Source organism: Albidovulum sp. (assembly GCF_049646345.1).
Taxonomy (GTDB): Bacteria; Pseudomonadota; Alphaproteobacteria; order Rhodobacterales; family Rhodobacteraceae; genus Albidovulum.
In genome coordinates this window covers 1-2,147 of sequence record NZ_JBARVQ010000793.1, presented here as the reverse complement: position 1 = coordinate 2,147, position 2,147 = coordinate 1, and the positions used below count along the sequence as shown (strand labels likewise).

Genomic DNA, 2,147 nt, shown 5'->3' with positions numbered 1-2,147 from the left:
GGGCTGGACAGACTGGCGATAGGGGCCAAGGCCGAGCGGGTGTTTCTCAGGCTGCTGGACGCCTTCACGGCTCAAGGACGCTACGTTTCTGCAAGCCCTGGGCCGACATACGCGCCTGCCATGTTTGCCAGTCATCCCGAAGTGGAGGGCTGCACCAAGCGCGCCTTGAAGGGCGCAATGGACGCACTGTTTGGGCGCGACAAGATCGAGGTCGCAACCCACGGCAAGGGCGCAAAGGCGCGGTCTCACCTGGCAAGAAAGGGGGCAGACCATGCTCAGGAATGAGGGTGCAACCCCCGGTGCAATACTAAGTACAACCCCCGGTGCAACCCCCCGCCAACCCCCGGCCAACGGGGGTGCAATATATACCCCTTATCCCCCGTGCGTTGCACCCGCCCTCAGAGGCGGGCAGCACGCAGGATTTCAGAAAGGAAACCCAATGACTGAACAACAAATAATGCAGCGCGAGATCGCCCGTGTTCGCGATCTTCTGAGCGAAGCCATCGGCGAAATCGAGGCCGATGGCGGGAATCTGCGTTTCTTCGCGGCAAGCCTGATCACGGCGGCAATCCAGCTTCATGCCGAGGTCGAAGGCTCTGCGGGCTTGGAACGCGCAATCGCCAAGCTGGCGGCGCTGGAGCTTGTCCGCACTGGCGAAGCAGGCAGGTGTTGACAGTCCTTCTCGACATGGGGTATCATAACACCTATCGATCATGCGTTGATGACGCTGGCCGACCGCTAGTTTCCCGTGACGATGATGTCTGAGCGCGAAACGTGAACCTCAACCGAGGTCGCGTTCGTGCGTCCCGGTTCATCAAGGAAACAGGCAAATGTTTATTGAAGACAAAGACGATCTTGAGGCGCGCAAGCAGTGCATGACGTTGTTTCGTGACCTCAACATCAAATCACTGACCGACATTCGCGCGCATGAATTGCCTTGGGCAAAGCTCTGCGACGTGGAAAAACGGCTCAACAAGGCTGCGCGCGATCTGCTCGACAATCTCGACGACAACCCGGCAACTGACCAATCGACCAAGACAGAGTCAGCAATCGACGCGCTGACAGGCGCGCGGAACGCGATGGTTTACGAAAAGGACCAACGCACCGAACTCGGCAGCAAAGAACCCCGCGCCCATGGCGGCAGCGCCAAGCGCCCCGGCCTTGACGCAGTAACCGTGCAAAATGGTGGCGGCGAAGATGCGCGCGAGGTGGCCTTTGCGCTGGCCCCTGAACAGCGCTTCACAAGCTGGGCGCAGGCACGTTCCACCCGGGACGAATATGGCGGCCTGAGCCTTGGCGGGTATCTTCGCTCCATGGTTGTCGGTGCCAAGACCGACGTTGAGCGCCGGGCATTGGCCGAAGGGACGGACTCGGCGGGTGGCTACACAGTGCCCACCGATCTGAGCGCACGGCTCATCGACCTTTTGCGCGGTGCAAGCGTTGTAACGCAAGCGGGCGCGCAAACGGTTCCGCTGACGTCCGACACCAATGTTATTGCAAAGCTGGCATCTGATCCGGTTCCGGCATGGCGCGCTGAAAATGCCTCTGTCGCGGAAAGCGATCCGACCTTCTCGGCAATCACTTTGGCTCCGAAATCGCTTGCGGTATTCACCAAGGTTTCGCTGGAATTGATGCAGGACAGCATCAACCTGGAAGCGCAGTTGCCTGTCATCCTGGCGGCTGCAATGGCGCAGGAACTGGACCGCGTGGCGCTTCTTGGCTCCGGCACGGCTCCTGAGCCTACCGGTATTGCCAATACGGCAGGGATCGGCACAACGGCTGTAGGTGCGGCCTTGACGGGCTATGGCAACCTGCTGACGGCGCGCACGGGCATCCTCACGGCCAACGCCGGGCCGATCTCGGCAATCATCCTGCACCCGCGCGACGAAGGCACCTTGTCGGGCCTCACCGACACAACTGGCCAGCCCCTTATGGCACCCAAGGTCATCGCCGATACTCCGATGCTGACCACAACCAAGATCGCGGTTGATGGCGGCGTGGGCACTGACGAGTCCACGATCTTCGCGGGCAACTTCCGGCACCTGCTTATCGGCATCCGGCAAGATATTCGTGTCGAACTGATCAAGACCACGACGTACGCCAGCAATCTGCAATACACACTCATTGCGCATATGCGGGCTGACGTT

At 60.5% G+C, this 2,147-nt stretch carries 2 protein-coding genes and 1 pseudogene; all 3 read left to right on the top strand.

Translation table 11 applies throughout. The features are described 5' to 3' along the window. Window positions 1–285, top strand: a pseudogene (locus WBB85_RS20830) (AAA family ATPase); the annotation flags it as partial. Window positions 286–439: 154 nt separating this feature from the next. Beyond that, the gene (locus WBB85_RS20825; protein WP_432640496.1) at window positions 440–673 is read left to right on the top strand and encodes a hypothetical protein; all 234 of its coding nucleotides are present in this window, start codon (window positions 440–442) and stop codon (window positions 671–673) included. A 157-nt stretch (window positions 674–830) separates the two neighbouring features. Beyond that, window positions 831–2,147, top strand: a 1,317-nt coding sequence (locus WBB85_RS20820; protein WP_432640495.1) for a phage major capsid protein, incomplete at its 3' end; no start/stop codon positions are given.